20 protein-coding genes and 1 pseudogene are annotated in these 19,536 nt (G+C 33.2%); 20 read left to right on the top strand and 1 reads right to left on the bottom strand.

From position 1 onward, the window contains the following. Positions 1–3: 3 nt before the first annotated feature. The 17 genes and pseudogenes from ATZ99_RS03665 (at position 4) to ATZ99_RS03590 (ending at position 15,291) form a co-directional block, all read left to right on the top strand. Positions 4–846 carry a MurR/RpiR family transcriptional regulator gene (locus ATZ99_RS03665; protein WP_068747891.1) on the top strand — a complete coding sequence of 281 codons (843 nt, stop codon included), beginning with the start codon at positions 4–6 and terminating at the stop codon, positions 844–846. Positions 847–874: 28 nt separating this feature from the next. Further along, positions 875–1,972 carry a 2-hydroxyacid dehydrogenase gene (locus ATZ99_RS03660; protein ID WP_068747890.1) on the top strand — a complete coding sequence of 366 codons (1,098 nt, stop codon included), beginning with the start codon at positions 875–877 and terminating at the stop codon, positions 1,970–1,972. Then, on the top strand, positions 1,969–2,802 hold the full coding sequence (locus ATZ99_RS03655; protein ID WP_068747889.1) for a class II fructose-bisphosphate aldolase: 834 nt from the start codon (positions 1,969–1,971) through the stop codon (positions 2,800–2,802). Before ATZ99_RS03660 ends, ATZ99_RS03655 begins: the two co-directional genes overlap by 4 nt. A gap of 135 nt (positions 2,803–2,937) precedes the next feature. Next, positions 2,938–4,302 carry a GntP family permease gene (locus tag ATZ99_RS03650; protein ID WP_068747888.1) on the top strand — a complete coding sequence of 455 codons (1,365 nt, stop codon included), beginning with the start codon at positions 2,938–2,940 and terminating at the stop codon, positions 4,300–4,302. 36 nt (positions 4,303–4,338) lie between these two features. After that, a complete protein-coding gene (locus ATZ99_RS03645; protein ID WP_068747887.1) occupies positions 4,339–5,847 on the top strand; it encodes an FGGY-family carbohydrate kinase in 1,509 nt (502 codons plus the stop codon). A 220-nt stretch (positions 5,848–6,067) separates the two neighbouring features. Continuing rightward, on the top strand, positions 6,068–7,105 hold the full coding sequence (locus tag ATZ99_RS03640; RefSeq protein ID WP_068747886.1) for a TRAP transporter substrate-binding protein: 1,038 nt from the start codon (positions 6,068–6,070) through the stop codon (positions 7,103–7,105). 73 nt (positions 7,106–7,178) lie between these two features. After that, positions 7,179–7,664, top strand: a complete 486-nt coding sequence (locus ATZ99_RS03635; protein WP_068747885.1) for a TRAP transporter small permease — start codon at positions 7,179–7,181, stop codon at positions 7,662–7,664. 3 nt (positions 7,665–7,667) lie between these two features. Further along, on the top strand, positions 7,668–8,954 hold the full coding sequence (locus ATZ99_RS03630) for a TRAP transporter large permease (protein ID WP_068747884.1): 1,287 nt from the start codon (positions 7,668–7,670) through the stop codon (positions 8,952–8,954). A 14-nt stretch (positions 8,955–8,968) separates the two neighbouring features. Beyond that, positions 8,969–10,216 carry a nickel pincer cofactor-dependent isomerase, group 22 gene (locus ATZ99_RS03625; RefSeq protein ID WP_068747883.1) on the top strand — a complete coding sequence of 416 codons (1,248 nt, stop codon included), beginning with the start codon at positions 8,969–8,971 and terminating at the stop codon, positions 10,214–10,216. Positions 10,217–10,243: 27 nt separating this feature from the next. After that, positions 10,244–10,615, top strand: a complete 372-nt coding sequence (locus ATZ99_RS03620; RefSeq protein ID WP_245641301.1) for a hypothetical protein — start codon at positions 10,244–10,246, stop codon at positions 10,613–10,615. A 17-nt stretch (positions 10,616–10,632) separates the two neighbouring features. Continuing rightward, a complete protein-coding gene (locus ATZ99_RS03615; RefSeq protein WP_068747881.1) occupies positions 10,633–11,655 on the top strand; it encodes a hypothetical protein in 1,023 nt (340 codons plus the stop codon). A gap of 22 nt (positions 11,656–11,677) precedes the next feature. Continuing rightward, positions 11,678–12,043, top strand: a complete 366-nt coding sequence (locus ATZ99_RS03610) for a hypothetical protein (RefSeq protein ID WP_068747880.1) — start codon at positions 11,678–11,680, stop codon at positions 12,041–12,043. Then, positions 12,033–12,548: a molybdopterin-binding protein gene (locus ATZ99_RS03605; RefSeq protein ID WP_068747879.1), complete on the top strand. Its 516-nt coding sequence runs from the start codon at positions 12,033–12,035 to the stop codon at positions 12,546–12,548. Before ATZ99_RS03610 ends, ATZ99_RS03605 begins: the two co-directional genes overlap by 11 nt. A gap of 7 nt (positions 12,549–12,555) precedes the next feature. After that, positions 12,556–13,146 carry a hypothetical protein gene (locus ATZ99_RS03600; protein ID WP_068747878.1) on the top strand — a complete coding sequence of 197 codons (591 nt, stop codon included), beginning with the start codon at positions 12,556–12,558 and terminating at the stop codon, positions 13,144–13,146. Between the two features lie 25 nt (positions 13,147–13,171). Beyond that, positions 13,172–14,617, top strand: a complete 1,446-nt coding sequence (locus ATZ99_RS03595) for a sigma 54-interacting transcriptional regulator (RefSeq protein ID WP_245641297.1) — start codon at positions 13,172–13,174, stop codon at positions 14,615–14,617. Positions 14,618–14,753: 136 nt separating this feature from the next. After that, a pseudogene (gene larC / locus ATZ99_RS11560) lies at positions 14,754–14,852 on the top strand (nickel insertion protein); the annotation flags it as partial. 172 nt (positions 14,853–15,024) lie between these two features. Continuing rightward, positions 15,025–15,291: a hypothetical protein gene (locus tag ATZ99_RS03590; protein WP_068747877.1), complete on the top strand. Its 267-nt coding sequence runs from the start codon at positions 15,025–15,027 to the stop codon at positions 15,289–15,291. A gap of 198 nt (positions 15,292–15,489) precedes the next feature. On the opposite strand, the gene ATZ99_RS03585 is transcribed toward ATZ99_RS03590, so the two are convergent. Next, positions 15,490–15,903 (bottom strand): type II toxin-antitoxin system VapC family toxin, encoded by a 414-nt coding sequence (locus tag ATZ99_RS03585; protein ID WP_068747876.1) that lies wholly within the window; start codon positions 15,901–15,903, stop codon positions 15,490–15,492. A gap of 132 nt (positions 15,904–16,035) precedes the next feature. On the opposite strand from ATZ99_RS03585, the gene ATZ99_RS03580 reads away from it, so the two are divergent. From ATZ99_RS03580 to ATZ99_RS03570, 3 genes are read left to right on the top strand one after another with little or no spacing between them, the layout of a single operon-like run. Then, positions 16,036–16,191, top strand: a complete 156-nt coding sequence (locus ATZ99_RS03580; protein ID WP_157074699.1) for a hypothetical protein — start codon at positions 16,036–16,038, stop codon at positions 16,189–16,191. Next, positions 16,188–18,056 carry a transporter substrate-binding domain-containing protein gene (locus tag ATZ99_RS03575; RefSeq protein WP_342669105.1) on the top strand — a complete coding sequence of 623 codons (1,869 nt, stop codon included), beginning with the start codon at positions 16,188–16,190 and terminating at the stop codon, positions 18,054–18,056. The genes ATZ99_RS03580 and ATZ99_RS03575 overlap by 4 nt, the downstream gene beginning before the upstream one ends. Further along, complete coding sequence (locus ATZ99_RS03570; RefSeq protein ID WP_068747873.1) at positions 18,046–19,404, top strand: sigma-54-dependent transcriptional regulator; 1,359 nt, start codon at positions 18,046–18,048, stop codon at positions 19,402–19,404. The genes ATZ99_RS03575 and ATZ99_RS03570 overlap by 11 nt, the downstream gene beginning before the upstream one ends. Positions 19,405–19,536 lie beyond the last annotated feature (132 nt).

The raw sequence follows: 19,536 nt of genomic DNA, 5'->3' as shown, positions 1-19,536 counted from the left end.
CTATTGAGCATATTAGCTGAAATAAGGACAAAATATAATATACTTTCACCTACCCAGAAAAAAATTGCTGATGTTATTTTAAACAGCGGTGATAAAGTGGTTTTAATGTCTATCAGCGAACTTGCCGAAAAATGTGAAACCAGCGAAACAACAATAATGAGATTTTTAAGGAAAATGGGTTATGATTCTTATCAGGTATTCAGGGTAAGAATTGCTCAAGAATTTTCGGATAAAACTCCAAGGGCTATATACGAAGAAATTAAACCTGATGATTCGATAGAAAGTATAAAAAATAAAGTAATTCAATCTACTATAAATTCTATTAATGATTTGGAAAGGCTGATTGATGGCGAGTTACTGAACGACGTAGTAAATATGATGAAAAATGCGGGAAGGATTTATTTTTTTGGTGTAGGTGCTTCCAGTGCCATAGCATTAGATGCTTTTCATAAATTTTTGCGTTTGGGGCTGAATGTATATTACTGCAGCGATTCACACATCATGAGTATTATTGGAGCTCATACCACGAATTCAGACTTAATATTTGCTATATCTCATTCCGGTGAAAGTAAGGAGATACTTGATGCTGTGGAACTTGCAAAAGAAAACGGTACTAAAGTTATTTCTATTACAAGTTATAAAAATTCCAGTTTGACTAAGTTATCCGAAAAAGTAATTCTGAGTTCTACAAATGAGACAAAATATCGATCTGATGCTATGGTATCAAGAATAATACAGCTTGCAATAATAGATATTCTTTACGTTGCTCTGGTATTAAGATTAGGGCCGGATTCCATAGATAAGGTCAATAAATCAAGATTGGCTGTGGCCAAGAAAAAATTATAATATATTTGAAAAATGGGGGTTAAAAAACATGGTAGCAAAAATCAATACTTTACTTTTAGGGGATGCCATGATTCCCGGCAAGGATTTTGAGACAGCACTTAAAAAATATTTATCATCCTATGTGGATAAAGTGTATGTCGGTAATTGGGAGGAGAACTGGGATAATCTTCAGAAAAGAAGATTGGCTGTAGAAAAAAATGGGCCGGAAATCGAGGAAGTAGATCCTTTGATAATTGAACATGGTAAAGAAATCTCGATGCTGCTGGGGCTTTTTGTGCCGGTATCGAAAAAAGCGATGGATTTTATGCCTAATTTGAAAATAATAGGTGTTTCCCGGGCTGGAGTAGAAAATGTAAATGTAGAAGAGGCTACAAAAAAAGGGATTCTTGTTTTTAATGTGGAAGGGAGAAATGCGGAAGCGGTTTCGGATTTTGCAATCGGAATGATATTAGCTGAATGCAGGAATATAGCTAGGGCACATTATGCTATAAAAAATGGTATGTGGAGAAAAGAATTTCCAAATTCTGACTGGATTCCGGAATTGAAAGGGAAAACTGTCGGAATTATAGGGTTTGGATATATTGGAAGACTTGTAGCTAAGAAATTGTCCGGTTTTGATGTAGAAAGGCTTGTATATGATCCTTATGTGAATGAGGAAGATATTTATGCTGCAGACTGCATACCGGCGGATAAGGAAACTATTTTCAAAAAAAGCGATTTTATTACATTGCATGCTCGTTTGACGCAGGAGAACAAAAATTTTATAGGGGAAAAAGAGCTATCTTTGATGAAACCTACCGCATATATCATTAATACCGCAAGGGCAGGGCTTATAAACCAGGAAGCTCTTATCAATGCATTGAAAACTAAAAAGATAGCAGGAGCAGCTCTTGATGTTTTCTGGGAAGAGCCGTTACCTTCAGATAGTGAGCTTCTAAAACTTGATAATGTTACACTGACAAGCCATCTTGCTGGAACTACAAAAGAAGCTTTAACCAGGTCGCCGGAATTATTGGCAGAAGACATTTTGAGGTTTTTCCAGGGAAATAAAGCAAGGTTTATAGTAAATCCTTCGGTACTGGAGATTCCTGAGTTCAAAGCCTGGCTGGAAGGAGTAGTAAAATGAAATATAGTCTTTCTTCAATTTTAAATAAAGCAAAAAAAAGGAAGTACGCAATTGGTGCCTTTAATGTATATAATTATGAAACTATTAAAGGTGTAATAGAGTCAGCCGTTGAATTAAAAATCCCTGCTATTGTTGCTTTCGGTGAACGATATTTGGAAAATATGGATTTTAATACTGTAAGCGGTATAGTAAATACTATTTCGGAAGATGTGGAAGTTCCAATTGTATTACATCTTGATCATTGCAAATCCTTTGAAAATATAGTTAGAGCAATCAAGGCCGGTTTTTGTTCGGTTATGTTTGACGGATCTTCTTTGCCTTTGGAGGAAAATATAAAAAGAACAAAGGAAGTCGTCAAAATAGCCCATGCTGCAGGAGTCTCGGTAGAAGCTGAATTAGGCTCTCTTTCCAGTGGAGACTTTTCTAATGAGGAAAATAGCGATGAAATATATACTAATCCGGAAGAGGCAAAAATTTTTGTAAAAGAAACAAATGTGGACGCTTTAGCAGTATCTATCGGGACGGTACATGGTTTGTATAAAGGTGAACCCAAGATAAATATAGATATTTTAAAAAAGATAGCATCTTTAGTAGATATTCCCTTAGTGCTGCATGGAGGGTCTGGAACTCCTGAAGTTACTTTAAAAGAGTGCATAAAGAATGGAATATGCAAGATAAACGTAAATACTGAGATTTCTGTCTACACGGTGGAAAGGTTAAGGAATATACTTTCTGAGAAGAACTATCATTTATCAAGAATTTCCCTTTTAGAGGTTAATTTTGTTAAAGATGTAGTAAAAAAATACATGAAGATTTTTTACAGTGTTTGAAACAAGGGGAGCATTCCCCTTTTTACTCAAAAATATCTGAAAATTAGAAGGAGGCGTTATATTATGTAAAATAATATTATTTTAGAATAAGCTTTAAATTCAGTAATTTAAATTATTTCAACGGGGGGATTTGGGATGCTTACAGGTTCGGCTCTGCTAATTGTGTTTTTAGTGGCAATTATTTTTGTGCTGGTATCGATTATAAAATTTAAAATTAATCCTTTCCTTTCACTTTTATTGGCTTCCTTATTAACAGCATTTTTGGTGAGAATGCCCACATCTAAAATACCGTCTACAATAACTTCTGGTTTTGGGAATACCTTACAGGGAATCGGAATAGTTATAGGGTTAGGTGTTATTCTTGGCCAAATACTTTCAGAAGCGGGGGCAACTGAACAAATTGCGAATACGCTTTTGAGGTTTGTAGGAGAGAAAAATTCACCTTTGGCAGTAAACTTGACGGGATATCTTGTATCAATACCGGTATTCTTTGATGCAGCTTTTGTAATTTTGATGTCATTAATAAAACAAATTTCAAGAAAAACCGAAAGGTCGCTAATTACTTATGTTACTGCTTTGGCAGTAGGATTGATAGTAACACATGCTACTGTAATACCAACACCTGGACCGGTAGCGGTAGCTAATAATATGAACGTAAATTTGGGTATCTTTACATTATACGCAATTATCGTATCAATACCGGCTGCTTTAATAGGTGGATGGCTTTATGGTGTTTATCTAGGGAAAAAATATGATTTCGATGAAAAAGAAGTAATGGAGGCAATTAGCGAAATTGGGAAGGAAAAAAGTACAAATTCTGATAAAAAACCATCCGGCGCTCTTTCAATATTCGTTTTATTACTGCCTATTATACTAATATTATTTGGGACGGTAATGTCTATAGTTCTTCCAAAAGAATCAATAGCGAATGTAGTTTTTGGATTTCTTGGAGAGAAAAATATTGCTCTGTTAATAGGAGTAATTGTGGCAATTATAACATTAAAGCCGTATCTTAAAGATTCACTGGAAAATATTATTGCAAAAGCTGCAGGTTCTGCCGGAATGATCCTTCTAATAACCGGTGCGGGAGGATCCTTTGGGAATATGATAAACAGCAGCGGTATAGGGAAATATCTTGTTGATATATTATCTCATATGAATATCTCAATTATAGTGCTGGCATTCATATTAAGCCAGGTATTGAGAGCTGCTCAAGGGTCAACTACGGTAGCATTGGTTACCACATCGTCCATATTAGGGCCAATAGTGGCTCAACTGGGTGCTTCTCCTGTACTGGTAGCTTTAGCTATTTGTTGCGGTGGCATTGGTTTATCACTGCCCAACGATTCGGGATTTTGGGTAGTTAATAGATTTTCTAATTTTGATATTAATAAAACAATTCAATCCTGGACAATTGGTGGAACCATAGCGGGTGTTGTAGGATTTATTATGGTATTAATTTTAAGTTTATTCTCGGGGGTATTACCGGGGTTATTATAAAAAAAGTTTTAGTTTAATCTGGTCGGAGGTAAAAATATGCACTATATTGTCTCAATAGACGTAGGAACTTCAAGTTTAAGAGGGATTATTTTTGATCAAAAGGGAAGAATGATTTTTTCTTCAAAACAAGAGTACTGCCCGGAGTATAATAAACATTTAAATTATGTGGAACAAAATCCCGACACGTGGCAAAAAGCATTGATTTTTGTTTTAGAAGAAGTATCGCATTTTATAAAGGATAATGGACTTGAAATATCAGCTATTGCGGTAGCATCTCAGAGAGCATCCGTAATTCCAGTTGATAAAGAGTGTATGCCATTATTTAATGCTATAATGTGGCAGGATAAAAGGAGTTTAAAAGTATGTGATAAAATAGAAAAAATTACAGGCAAAGAAGAATTATATAAGAGAACTGGGCTTAGGCTTGACCCATACTTTTCTCTTCCCAAAATGATATGGATTAAAGAAGAGATGCCTGAAATATATAAAAATACTTATAAACTTATTGGGGTTCAGGACTTTATTATTTACCAGCTTACAAAAAAATATATTACCGATTGGACGCAGGCATCAAGGACAATGTTAATGGATATTAGAAAGTTTACTTGGGATGAAGAGATATTAAGGATATCAGGTTTAAAAGAATCTATTTTACCGGAGCTATGTCCTCCCGGTTCTATTGTAGGAAATTTAACTGATGAAATTTCTAATTTAACCGGTTTGGAAGCAGGAATACCCGTAATAATCGCCGGTGGTGATCAACAATGTGCTGCAGTTGCTCTAAATGTGATTAAAGATGGATTTGCGGAAGCAAATACCGGTACAGGATCTTTTGTTATAGCATATTCGGAAGAACCCGTTTTTGACGAAAAGATTAGGACCTTGTGTAGTGCTGCAGCAGTGCCGGGAAAATGGATTGCAGAAGCTGGGATGTTTACTACTGGAGCAATATATAGGTGGTTTAAAGAACAATTATGCGAGTTTAATAAGGATAATCAAGAAATCTTCGAAGCAATAAATGAAGAAATAGAAAATACTCCTGTAGGTTCAAATGGTATAATCATTTTACCTCATTTTGAAGGTAGTGCAGCACCCTATTGGAATCCACTGGCAAAAGGTGTAATATTCAACTTAACCCTTGGGACTAAAAGAGGAGATATAGCAAGAGCAATTTTAGAGGGAATATGCACTGAAATAGCTAAAAATATTTTATTGATAGAAAATATAAAAGGGAAAATTCATACTATAAGCGTTGCTGGAGGACTGACTAAGTTTAAACTTTTTAATCAAATGCAGGCGGATTCTTTTAATAAGAGAGTAATAAAATATCCCGAAAGTGAAGCATCTTCATTAGGTGCTGCTATTATCGCCTTTACCGCTCTCGGTATATATAAAGATTACGAAGAAGCATTTTCAAATATGGTGACTGAAGATCCGGTTGTATATGAGCCAATTGAGGATAATGTAAAGTTGTATAGAGAAATCATGAATAAAAAAGAAAGGCTTTATTATGCATTGTTAGAAAAAGGATTATATAATCTATGAAAAAAGCCCGCTTATGCGGGCTAAATTATTTCTCACAAATTCTGCATGATTTTTATCAATATAAAAGAATAAATTTATAACATATTATAACATTTTATAACATGTTATGGATAATCTCATGGTTTTTTATTTGAAAAAAATAAAATTACACATGGCATAATTATTGCTTATAATATTATTAAAAATAATAGTTTTTAATAAATTTCAAAGGAGGTACTTTATGTATAAAAAAGTTTTATCAATTATCTTAATTCTAGTTTTTGCTTTAACATTGGTAACAGGATGTGGTGGCAAACAACAGGTAAATTCAAATCAAAACGCACAAAATAATCAAAACAGTGGAGGAAATGATCAGATAACAATAAGAGTTGGACATGTTTTAGCGCCTACTCATCCTTATCAGTTAGGTTTAGAGAAATTTGCAGAATTAGTAAATCAAAAAACTAATGGCAAAGTAAAGGTAGAAGTTTTTCATAGTTCACAATTAGGTAATGAAAGGGATATGGTGGAAGGCTTACAACTAGGAACTCTTGAAATGACTCTCGTTTCAACAGCTCCCCTTTCAAGTTTTACTAAGAAGTTTTTAGTGTTTGATTTACCTTTTATTTTTAAAGATACTGTAAATGCAAGATCTGTAGTAGATGGACCAATAGGCGCTGAATTACTTGATAGTTTAAAAGATCAAGGGATTATAGGTCTTACATATTTTGAAAATGGGTTCAGACACGTGACAAACAACAAAAGACCTATAGAAAAGCCGGAAGACCTAAAAGGCTTGAAAATCAGAACTATGGAAAATCCTGTACATATGGCCACATTCAAAGTAATGGGTGCAGATCCTACACCAATGGCTTTTGGTGAATTATTTACTGCTTTACAGCAAGGAACAATAGATGGGCAGGAAAATCCCTTGCCTATTATTGAAACGTCAAAGTTTTATGAGGTGCAAAAATACTTATCATTGACTGGACATTTCTATGCCCCTGCTCCTTTGTTAATAAGTAAAAGTTTTTATGAAAAATTAAGTCCTGAGATTCAAAATGCAATAAAAGAATCAGCTATTGAAGCAAGGGATTATGAAAGAAAATTATTAGATGATATGAACGCAAAGTTAGAAGATGAATTAGCAAAAAAAGGGATGCAAATTAATAAACCTGATAAAGAACTTTTTATAAAAGCAGTTCAACCTGTTTATAAACAATTTGAGGGAGATATATCACCTGAGCTAATTCAAAAAGTAATGGGCGCGCAGAAATAATATGAAGGCAGGTGAGACCTGCCTTCATTTCTAATATAACTAATGTTTTACTATTTTTCATGGAGGTACTTTTATGAAAAAAATAATGAGATTTTTTAATAATATAGAAGAATATTTAGTAATAGTTCTTATTTTTGCAATGACAATAGTTGTAACTTTACAGGTTATATTTAGATTCATCTTAAAAGCTTCGCTTCCATGGTCGGAAGAGTTCGCAAGATATATGCTTGTATGGGCAACTTTTTTAGGTGCTAGCATAGGGGTGAAAAGAGGAGCGCATATAGGCGTTGAAGCTTTTACTATGTTGTTACCGAAAAATATCAAAAAATATATCCAATATTTTGCAATTATTTTATGCATTATTTTTTGTTTAATAGTTTTTAAAGAGAGTATAAGTATTATACAAAAACAAATTATTAATCACCAGGTTTCACCTGCAATGAGAATTCCTATGTGGTGGGCATATATGGCTATTCCTACAGGTATGCTTTTTATGGCGGTAAGATTTTTACAAGCAATCATAAAAATCTCAACAATTCAATCGAAGGAGGCGAGGTAGTTTATGACCGGAATATTATTTGGTAGCTTTGCTATATTAGTTATTTTAGGGCTACCAATAGCAGTAGTTTTAGGGCTTTCATCTATATTAGCATTGTCGATTTCTAGCAAAATACCCTTGATGGTTGTTGCCCAAAGGATGTTTACTGCGAGTGATTCTTTTCCATTGATGGCAATACCATTTTTTATGATGGCAGGATCTTTGATGGAAACAGGAGGAATTTCAAAAAGATTGATAAATTTAGCAAACAAAATAGTTGGAGGGCTTCCGGGAGGTCTTGCTTTAGTTGGGATCGTAACTTGTATGTTTTTTGCAGCGATTTCTGGTTCTGGGCCTGCTACAGTTGCAGCTATAGGTTCTATTTTGATTCCGGCAATGGTTGAAGCAGGATATGACCTTGGTTTTGCTGCCGCGGTTATGGCTGCTGCTGGTGCAATAGGGGTAATCATCCCTCCAAGTATTCCAATGGTTACATACGGTGTTGTTGGAGGGGTTTCAATAGGTTCTATATTTTTAGGAGGATTTGGTTCGGGCATAGTAGTAGGACTCAGCTTAATGATTGTAGCATATGTCATTTCAAAGGCTCGGGGATATAAAGGTAGTGAAAAAAGAACTTCATTAATTGATTTGCTTAAAGCTGTAAAGGATGCTTTTTGGGCTCTTTTGATGCCAGTTATTATCCTAGGTGGAATATACGGAGGTATTTTTACACCTACCGAAGCAGCTGCAGTAGCAGTGGTTTATGGATTTATAGTTGGATTTTTTATTTATAGAGAACTGAAAGTCAAAGATTTACCTAAAATTTTTGTTAATACAGCTGTGAGTACATCGGTAGTAATGTTCATTATTTCTACAGCTCAAGTTTTTGGATGGATTATGACAAGTCAGCGAATTCCAGAGGCAATAGCAAGGAGTTTTATCAATCTTTCTAACAATCCGTATGTAATATTGTTACTGGTAAATATTTTACTATTAATAGTTGGATGTTTCATGGAAACTAATGCTGCGATTATTATCCTTGCACCAATATTTATTCCATTAATGATTAAGATAGGGGTTGATCCGATTTTGTTTGGTATAGTAATGGTCGTTAACTTGGCAATAGGAATGATTACTCCTCCTCTCGGAGTAAATTTGTTTGTGGCATGTGGGATAGGTAAGCTGACTTTAGAACGAATATCTAAGGCAGTAGTGCCGTTTATTTTAGCAATGGTAATTGCGCTTATGTTAGTAACTTATATTCCTGACATTTCAATGTTTTTACCCAAAATGCTTATGGGAAATAAATAGGGCAGGTGTTTTTTTTGAACTTTCCAAAAGTAACTAAAATTAGACAAAAATTCAATACAGATAAGATTGAAAACATAGAAATAGAAATCTACAAGCAATTCGAAAAAATAGGTGTTAAAAATATTATAAAGCCGGGAATGAAAATAGCGGTAACAGCAGGAAGCAGGGGTATATCAAATATTGTAAAAATAATTAAAACTGTATGTGATTATCTAAAAGAATGTGGGGCAAATCCTTTTGTAGTTCCTTCAATGGGAAGTCATGGAGGGGCAACTGCAGAAGGGCAAATTAAGGTATTAGAAAAATTGGGAATTACTGAAGAGTCTGTCGGAGTGCCTATATTATCAAGTATGGAAGTAGTAGAACTGGGGGAAACTCCTAAAGGTATAAAGGTTTATATGGATAAAATAGCATATTATTCGGATGGAATAGTAGTCGTCAATAGGGTTAAACCTCACACTGATTTCAGCGGAGAGATAGAAAGCGGCTTAATGAAAATGATAGCAGTAGGCTTAGGGAAACATAAAGGATGTTCAGCAATGCATGCAGGTGGGCTTGCATCAACAATAATTGAAGCGGCCTCCTTAGCTTTAAAAAAAGCTCCAATTGTATTTGGGTTAGCTATTCTGGAAAACTCTCGAGATGAAACCTATAAATTAAAAGCTATTCTTCCCGAAAATTTTGAAATAGAAGAAAAATTATTACTAAAAGAGGCAAAGAACCTGGTACCTAAGCTGCCGATTAACGAGTTAGATATACTTATTGTTGAAAAAATAGGTAAAGTCTATAGTGGTACAGGAATGGATACAAAAGTAATTGGTAGATTAAAGGTATTTGGTGAAAAAGAACCGGAAACTCCAAGAATAAATAAAATAGTGGTACTTGACTTAGATGAAAAATCTTATGGTAATGCTTTGGGGATAGGTTTAGCTGATATTACTACGCGTCGCTTGTTTGATAAGATTGATTTAAATGTAACCTATGCAAATACAATTCCCACGACTTATCTAGAACGAGGTAAAATACCCATAATAATGGCGAATGATAAGGAAGCTATTTCAACAGCATTAAATACTATTGGCAACGTTCCTGTTGAAAAAGTAAAACTTGCAATTATTAAAAATACTTTACATCTCGAGGAGCTTTTATTAACTAAACCTGCTATTAATTCAATAATTGACAAATCATCTATAGAAATTGTAGAAGAAGATTTAGAAATTTCTTTTGATGAAAATAATTGTTTAAAAATTATTTCATTTTAATGTAGGGAGGAGATAATTATGAGATTGATGCATACTAGCTTACCTGAATTTAAGCTTAAATTACAGTCTGCAGTAATTAAACAATCACCGAGAAAAGGAATAGAAATAAAGGGAATAGAAAATTTAAAATCTGCAAAAATGCAATCTTTAAGGACGGGCAGGATTGAACTAGCTGTTCAGGAGATTGCTCAGGATAAGGATATTGATAAAGTAGAAGTAATTGTTATGCCCAGGGTTCCTGAAACAATGCATACAGTTATAGTGAAAGGTATAGATAAAAACGGTAATGCTAAGAAGGCTATACTTGAGGTCATCAATATTATTCATCCAACTGAAGAAGTAGAATTAGCAGGAATTAAAGAAATTGATGATAGAAGGCCAACAATTGGTAGACATTAAGGTATGGAGGTAATGATATGGGAGAGCTTTTGGTTAGATTAATTGAACAGGGAAATGGACCGAAATATGGAGTCCCTATAAATATAGCTTTTCTTGATAAAAAAGATATTGAAAATGCTGGAGTAACAATCGAACATGCTGTGCATGTGGTTGCAGAGATAGTTGATGGACCTGTTGGAATTAACGTGTTTGATATGGAAGCGGTTACGACAACAAGTGATGGTCTTATGGTTGAGGGAGCAATTATTGCAATGGCAGCTGGTGATATAGGGAAAGTTCATAAAGAATTTGGACTGCTTTTTATGGAAGAAATTCCTGTTGTACCCGATTTAATAAAAGAAGAACCGCATTTATTACAATGGGAAAAATTTTATAAAGGGAGAAAGTTTTTCCGAGGACCAAATCCTGCTAAAAAATTAATACCTGTTCATAATGTTGTAATGACTGGAAGAGCTGTAAATAATAATTCTGCAACTGAAATGATGAATGCAGTTACAATGGAGGAAATATTACTACCTATTCTGGGACAACTACAGATTATGAAAGATGAACCCATTGTTTTTGGTTTGACTGGGGAAGTAATATCAGTAGGTATAGGGATGACGGTTGCAGAGTTATTTGGGAGGGTATTTCCCACAAGGCAATTTAGAGCTGGGGATACTGCTCACGGATCTGGAGAATATGCAAAGACATTGAAAGCGAATATACCCTGCATTGTAGCACCTAAAAAAGTACTTGCAAAATACATTTTACAAGCATTAAAAATCGGTATGATTCCAGGACTACATTTGGGGTGTTCTCCTGCAGTATTGGCAATTGCTAAGGTCTTTGGGTCACCAATTGCTGTGGATAATATTACTGAAAGAGCAAAAATAGAATTAAAAAGTGTTGGAATTGATGTAGAAAAGTTAAGAAATAATGAAAAAGAGTTAGATGAGGAGACAATTATAGAAAAAGCTGATGAAATAATACCAGGTGTAGTAGATCCTGTTTTAGTTGATTCTAAAGAGATTGTAAAAAAATTACAAATAAAAATTTAAGTATTTAAGAGGTGAAAATTATTTGGGAAATACTCGGGTAATAGTTTATGTTGACAAAACAATCGTAAAGATCACTGGAATAGAAGTGAAAGGGTTAAAACCATTTGAACTGGAGATGACATTGAAAAATTTACTTGGAAGATCAGTAAGGGTAATTGGAGTAACTGCTGAATCCATAGAAATGGATGTTTATGGATTATCCCCAGAATCAATTTATAGAAATGAAGAAGGGATAATAAAAGTTATTTCTATGGTAGAGGGTATTACAGCAAAGGATGTAATGAGAATTGCTTCTGCAGAAAAGTCTGTTGAAGTTTCGGTCGAAGAATTACCTAAAGGTGAATATTATGGTTGTTCAAGAGAGAGGTGGCTTAAATTTGATAAATAAAGTTGTAATAATACCTACTGGGGATGAGATTTTAAATGGTACTGTAGCAGATACGAATAGCCCTGCAATAATGAGTATAATACTAGAAAAATTTCCAGCCTGCGAGGTAAAACGAGTAAGGCCTGTCATTGATGATGAAGAAAATATTATTGAGAGTATAGAAATTGCTTTAGAAAAAAATCCTGAATTGATAATTTTAATTGGCGGAACAGGAGGAGGGCACAGATATATAGCTACATTAGCTAAAGATTATACTCACTGTGCTTTAATAAAAATATTACCTGAAATTGTATTTAAAGAATTATACGGTTCAAATGGGCATTTATGGTCAAAACTTGTATGCGGCAGGAAAAATCAAACACTGGTAGTAAATGTTCCGGGTCCTTACGCTGAGGCAACTGAAGCGGTAAGAGTTTTAATAAAGTGCATTTTTGATGGGATAATGGATATTAATTATATTATTAATGAAATAGCAGCAGCAGTTAAAAAACAATATGGTGTGTGATGATAAAATGAATCTTTCAAGTTTTGCCTTAAAATCAAGAATTTATGACGGGTTTCAAATTATAATTGCAGGAATATGTCCAATTGAGGAAATTTTAGAGACAAAAAGAATTTTAAATGAGATAGGAAGAGATTTTTCTGCGAAGGGAATAAAAGATGGATTTGAATTAGATTATAAGTTGGCAAAACACTTTTGTAACGAAACCCCCAAAAATCTTTTTGCTTTGGGGGTATCAATTTTTGTTCCTTGGATAAAGGAAGCCTCTGGAGGAATAATTGGTAGCCCGCGCGAAAAAATTTCTTCAGCACAGGGGATTATTGAAAACATAGGTAATAACTTAAGTCTTATAGCTTTTCCTGGAGGGCCTGGTATTGTAATAGAGGGATCAATAGAAAAAGCTATGAAAATACTACAATTTATTGAGTTTAATAAAACTAATAATGACCTTGAAAAAATCTATCAAATTGCATTAAATGTAATGACTGAATCAATTCCCAATGCTATAATTATTTCTGATGGGTGCGGTATTAATAGGACAGGGTGCGCTGCAGCTATAACAGGAAATAGAATTGAATTATATTCATTGAAAGATTATTAATATTAAATTTAAGAGGTGGGACGAGGTGATAAAAACTAAGTTTAGTGATAGCGAAGAACGTATTATGCTTTATACAATTCTTGAAAACTTGCGTGAAGGTGTAAATGTAGTAGATGAAAAAGGCAATTTGCTATTTGTAAATAAAGCCTCCGCCTCTTATGCTCGTTCAACGGTTGAACGCATGTTAGGAGAACATATTAGTAAGTATTATCCGAAAGCTGCACTGTTAGATGTGCTAAAAACCAAAAAGCCGATTCTTGATGTCAGAATTGAACATGATGATGGAAGAAAGTATATAGTGAATGCTGTACCTTTAATAATAGACAATGAATTTAGAGGGGGAGTAGCGACCTTCCGCGATGTGACTGAAATTGAAGAACTGAGCCAAAAGCTAGAAATTTTGGAAATGGAGCTTTACTTAAGCAAAGTTGATTATGCCTTTGATGCGATAATAGGCAAAGATGGAAGTTTGAAGGAAGCTATATTAAAAGCCCAGAGGGCTATAGGATCACCAGGTGGTCCAAGGCATTCAATAATTGTAGGTGAATCGGGTACAGGCAAGACTATGTTTGCTAAAGCCATGTATTTTTTTGCAAGAAAAATAGGTGTAATAGATAAAGAAGCACCTTTTATAGAGATAAATTGTGCTCAATTTACTAACCCGGATATAGCTGCTATAGAAATATTTGGTTCGGAAAAAGGAGCTTTTACTGGAGCTCTTGAGAAGAAAGGCTTGATGGAGTTAGCTAATGGGGGTATTCTTTTCTTAGATGAAGCCCATGCTTTGGAGCATTATCAAACAATGTTATTAAAAGTAATAGAAACGGGAAAATTGAGGAGAATAGGTGGACGTAAGGAAATAGATGTAAATGTAATAATAATAGCAGCTTCTACTAAGAACCTGAGAAATGTTTTATTGCCCGAACTTTACCAGAGATTGGCTCAATACGAAATAAAACTACCACCATTACGGGAAAGGCCGTTGTGTGAAAAAGAACAGCTTCTAAAAGTTTTTAAAGAAAATTACGAAAAAAATGCCAATGATAGGTATAAAATAAAGGTAAAAGTTAATTTCTCCAATGCTGCTAAAGAAATATTACTTAATGCTTATTATCCACGGAATATCAGGCAGTTTAGAGACATAATAAATACAGCGATTGATGCTTCTTTACCTATAATAAGTGAAATAAATAAAAATTCCGAGGTACATTCGTTAGTTGATATAGAAAATATACCTTATGACCTTTTAGGAACTGAAAATTTATCTGAATCTAATACATTTGAACAAGAAGGTATTATTTCTGAAATTGTTGAAAATCAGGAGGATGTTCTTAAAAAAATTATCTTGCGCTTAAGAGAAAAAGGCATGGGGCCAAGGAAAATATCAAATATTTTAAAAGAAAAAGGTTTCAAAATTGAATATTACAAAGTTGCTTATTTATTAAAAAAATTGAATTCTCAAAGAAAGTAATTTTATATTACTTTATTAAAAATAGGACAGGGAATAAGATTTTGAAATAGTTTTAGTTAGAATAAATTAAGATGAAATTAAATTTCTAAAAAATATTATGGCTTTGATAAAGGCTTTTTATTAGGAGGAATAAAAAATGATACTTTATCTTGACTGTTTTTCCGGAATAAGCGGCGATATGTTTTTGGGGGCGCTACTTGACCTTGTTATAGATGAAGAAGAATTCATAAAACAGTAATGTTAGAAGACGCTAAAAGATAATTGATATTTATTTATGTAGGATACCTCTTACATTTGTACTTTTAGAGAAAAGAATAGAAGAAATGAAATAAAATTTTATAAAAAGATTGCGAGTAATATATTATGGAAATTAAGTTTATTCACAAATCAATGTGGTGGTGTAGTTTATGATATGTACAAAAGTAAAAATTCCTAAAGAAGCTATTGTTTATGATTATGACAACAATTACGATATATTAAATATATATATTGATAAACCTATTCCTGCAGTTGCTGAAGAAATATATCCGGGTGTGTATCTTTTTATAGATGATCCTACTGATAATGTAATTGGAGCTTCAATATTAGATTACAGTAAGCGTGATAAAAAATATATACGAAAGATATTACCTTTTGATATTGATTTTAATTATATTAATTCTAAAATAATATAATAAATATTAATAATGATATATAAAAAGCTGCGCATATAAAATGCGTGGCTTTTTTGTATACAATATAAGTGATATAGGGGATAAAATGGCATCCTTTAAGCGACAGTGGAATTTGTCTTTAAAAAACAGGAGGATAAACTGGGACTTCAGGGATTATTTGATCAATCTGCTTTGTAAAAATAAGCCCGCTTACGCGGGCTATTTTTCATATAGTTTAAAAAACTCATCGGGAGTAATTGCTTTATTGGTTAGTTTTAAAAATCTTTCATTTATTGTTACTATATAATCTGCTTTTATTTTTTTTGCACACTGTAACTGAAGCGCATCTTCAAGGTCGTTGAACTCTGAAAATCTAAGCGCTTTTTCTATGTCTTTTTTTGCGATGCTTACCGGCTTTGCAATTTCCATTAAGGTGTTTATTGCTTCTATACAAATTTCATGAGAGAGTTCTTTTCTTAAAAAGTAATAAATATCGGTAATGGCAAAAGAGGCTATGAAAGCCTCTATTTTTTCTTCTTCGGATAATTTAAAAATTTTATAGGCTGCCTCATCGAAAGGCTTTCTTTTTAACAGAAGGTCGAGGACTAAATTATGGGTAATGCCCTGGCTCAATTGAAGGAAAAAAGATATTTTGAGAAGTATTTGGCTGAATATGAGGAGATATACATTTAAATTCCATACACCATGGCTTTCAGATATGATAAAATATTAAATATAATTTTACTTTATATAAAGGTGGATATTATGTTTAAGCCAAAAATAAAGATTCTCAATATTTATGTAATTTTATTTATATTTTTAATTTCTGTATTAATATGGCAGATACTGAAGATAACGGGTGGAGAATATAACAATTTGAGCGTGGAAGAAAGAAATTATTTAAAGAACAAGGGGAAATAATTTACGGGGCTGACATAAATGCTCCGCCTCTTAGGTTCCTTGATAAGGAGGATGGGCAATATAAAGGTCTTGTTTTGGACTATCTTCACGCTTTGTCATTGGAACTTGGTGTAAATATAGAGACCAAGCCTTTTGTCTGGGCAACTGCACTGGAAAAATTGTCTGAGGGCGAAACGGATTTATGTGATATGTTTGAGAGCCCGGAACGAGCTAAAAAGTACCTTTTTACGAAACCCATATATAATTTAAGGGGTACCGTTGCGGTATTGAGAAATTCTAATATAAATGATTTAAAAGATATTGAAGGAAAGAAAATAGCCCTCCAAAAAGGAGATTATACTAACGAATACTTTAATCAGAATTATAAAGATGTAAAGATTGTTTTTGTTAATGATTTGAGCGAAGCCTTGAATTTGCTTATTAATAATAAGGTTGAAGTGGTTGCTGGGGATGAACCCGTTTTACTTTATTTTATAAATAAAATGAAGCTTTCTGGTTATGTTGAAATTTTGGAGACCCCCTTATACGAGAAACCCGTGGTTTTTGCAGTGCCGAAAAGTAACCCGGAATTGGTCTTTATTTTAAACAAGGGTATAGAAAAAATAAATCAGAAAAATGTTTTGGAAAAGATACAGCAAAAATGGTTCGGGCTTTCCACAACCATTATAATAAGAAAGGACTTAAACAGCCGGCTAAAAAATTACATTTTACTTTTAATTTTATTTTTTGCAATAATAGTTTCGTTTTTGGGTCTATTAAATTATTCTCTAAAAAAAGAGGTTGAAATTCGAACAAAAGAAATAGAAGATGGCAAAAATCAGTTGAAGACTATAATAGATGGTATAGAGCAAATGCTTTTTGTAGTTGACGAGGATTTAAGTATAAAAGAAGGGAATAAAAGATTTAAAGAGTATGTTTTATCTAATTTTTCTTTCTCCAATTTTGATAATATAAAACTGTGTGATGCACTTTCACTTTTCTGTAAAAAAAATTGTGATAGCTGTATTTTTATGGCGGCTATTAATGAGCCTGTAAAAAATCATGAAATTAAGATAGGGGATTATATCTATCTTTTAAATACCTATTTTCTTAAAGAAAACTTGGACAAGAAGAAAATTTTATTTATTATCGATGATATTACTTTAAGGAGATTAAATGAAATACAACTTTTACAGGCAAACAAGATGATGGCTGTTGGGCAACTGGCAGCGGGAGTAGCGCATGAGATAAGAAATCCTTTGGGTATAATCCGTACTTATTCATATATACTTGAGCAGTCAATTTTTAATAAAGAAATATTTGAGAAAGCTTTAGAAGAAATAAATAAAGCTGTTCAAAGGGCAGATAGGATTGTAAACAATTTATTAAACTTTTCCCGTATTTCTGGAGAAAATTATGAATTTGTAAATTTGGAAAAATTTATCAGGGATATCCTTGAAGTGCTTTATACTTATATAAAGAGAAATAACATTAATGTAGAAATTACTAACGAAACAAAACATGATTATTTAACGAACCCCGACAGCTTAAATCATATATTGACCAATATAATCAAGAATGCTTTAGATGCAATGAGCGATAAGGGAGGTAAAATAAGTATCGCAATTAAGGAAGCAGATAATGGATTTAAAGTTTACGTCAAAGATACAGGTAAAGGGATCAAAAAAGAACATATGGAACATATTTTTAACCCTTTTTTCACTACAAAATCTCCCGGGAAAGGGACTGGGCTTGGGCTTTTTATTACTTATACGGAAATTAAAAAATTGAACGGGAGTATCAATATAAAAAGCGAAGAGAATATAGGGACTGAAGTGGAAATATTTATACCGGCAAAAGGAAGGGAAATAAAAAATGGAATTTAAAGTGCTTATAGTTGATGATGAAAAGGAATTCGTTGAGGTATATACCTTGCTGTTAAAGCAAAAGGGTTATAAGGTGAAGGGCGTAACTTCTCCGATTGAAGCTATTGATATTTTAAATGATGAGTATTATCCTCTGATAATGGTGGATTTGGTTATGCCGGAAATGGATGGCATTGAATTTTTGAAAAAGGTAAAATCCCGGTTTGGAAATAGTGTAGAGGTAATAATCGTAACTGGGTTTGGTACAATCGAAAATGCCGTTAACGCAATAAAACTGGGGGCCTTTTCGTATTATATTAAAAGTTCAAATCCCGAGTCATTGATTTATGAAATTGAAAAAGCAAAAAAAATATTTGAATTGAAGGAAGAAAATTTTACCCTTAAGAGCGGACTTTCGGAGGATGATGTCCTTTTAAAAACCACCGACCCTAAGATGATAGAAATTTATAATATTATAGATAAGGTGGCAAATAGTGACTGCAGCGTACTTATAACAGGAGAATCGGGGACGGGCAAGGAGGTTATTGCAAAGTATATTCATAAAAAAAGCAAGAGAAGTATAATGCCTTTCGTACCCATAAACTGTAAGGCCTATCCGGTGACATTATTAGAATCCGAGCTTTTTGGTTATGAAAAAGGTGCTTTTACCGGGGCTTTAGCCTGCAAAGAGGGAAAAATTGAAGAAGCCAATGGAGGAACACTTTTTATCGATGAAATAGGGGAATTGGATCAGGAAATTCAAGTTAAGCTATTGAGGGTTATCGAAACGAAAACTGTGGAGAGATTGGGGGCTAATAAAAAAAAGGAAATTGATTTCAGGCTAATCAGCGCTACGAATAGAGATTTAGAAAAAGCAATAGAAGAAGGAAATTTCAGGCTCGATTTTTATTATCGTATAAACACCGTATCTATAAGTTTACCTCCGTTAAGGGAAAGGAAAAAGGACTTGCCGAATTTTATAAATTTTTTTATAGAGAAATTTTCAAAAAAAATGAATAAATTTTTAGATTTTAACAATGATGCTTTTGATTTATTGATGAATTATGAATATCCGGGAAACATTCGGGAATTAAAAAATATAATAGAGCGGATATTTGTCCTATGCGAAGAAAATGTTTCAAAGGATGATGTATTAAGGTGCTTTCAAAGTAAAAACCAAAATAAAATAAAAGATTTTGCTGAGAAAAAAGAGATACTAACCTTTGAAGAGGCAAAAGAAAATTTTGAAAGGGAATATTTCAAAAGGCTTTACGAATATACAAAGGGGAATCTAAATGCAATTTCAAAGCTTTCGGGATTGAGCAGGAGGCAGGTATTCAATAAAGTAAAAAAGTTTTCGCTAAAATAAGATTTAGGAAATTTATTTCCAATAGTATGAAATATATTTCCTATTCATAAAATTTAATTTTAACCGAAAGACCGCATTTTTGCGGTTTTTTATTTTGGCATAATTATTGCTTAATTGGATTTAACAAAAATT

The organism is Thermovenabulum gondwanense, from assembly GCF_001601575.1.
Lineage (GTDB): Bacteria > Bacillota > Thermosediminibacteria > Thermosediminibacterales > Thermosediminibacteraceae > Thermovenabulum > Thermovenabulum gondwanense.
The sequence above is the reverse complement of the archived record's forward strand: the minus strand, read 5'-3'. Positions and strand labels throughout refer to the sequence as shown.